Source organism: Streptomyces recifensis (assembly GCF_002154615.1).
GTDB classification, from domain to species: domain Bacteria; phylum Actinomycetota; class Actinomycetes; order Streptomycetales; family Streptomycetaceae; genus Streptomyces; species Streptomyces griseoluteus.
The window spans coordinates 342-621 of the sequence record NZ_MUNH01000756.1 but is presented as its reverse complement, the minus strand read 5'-3'; the positions used below and the strand labels follow the sequence as shown (position 1 = coordinate 621).

At 73.9% G+C, this 280-nt stretch carries 1 protein-coding gene (running past one end of the window); it reads left to right on the top strand.

Annotated features, from left to right (window positions below; all coding sequences use genetic code 11):
- The coding region annotated (locus CCN33_RS29350) for a GAF domain-containing protein (protein WP_140394746.1) crosses the window boundary (this coding region is incomplete at its 5' end): on the top strand, positions 1 to 280 show 280 of its 530 nt. Its footprint extends 250 nt past the window's final position.

Genomic DNA, 280 nt, shown 5'->3' with positions numbered 1-280 from the left:
ACGGCGTCAGCGACGCCCAGTGGAAGGCCATCGGCCCGCTGCCCCGCCAGCACGGCATCCTCGCCGCGATGCTGCGCGAGGGCCGCCCGGTCCGCCTCGGGGACGTGCGCGAGGACCCGCGCTTCGAGGGCTGGCCGGACGCCCACCCCGAACTCGCCGACTTCCTGGGCCTGCCCGTACGCGACGGCGACGAGATCATCGGGGCGCTGTTCCTCGCCAACAAGAACTGCCCCCGACCGCAGGGCGGTTGCGGCTTCACGGCCGAGGACGAGGACCTGCT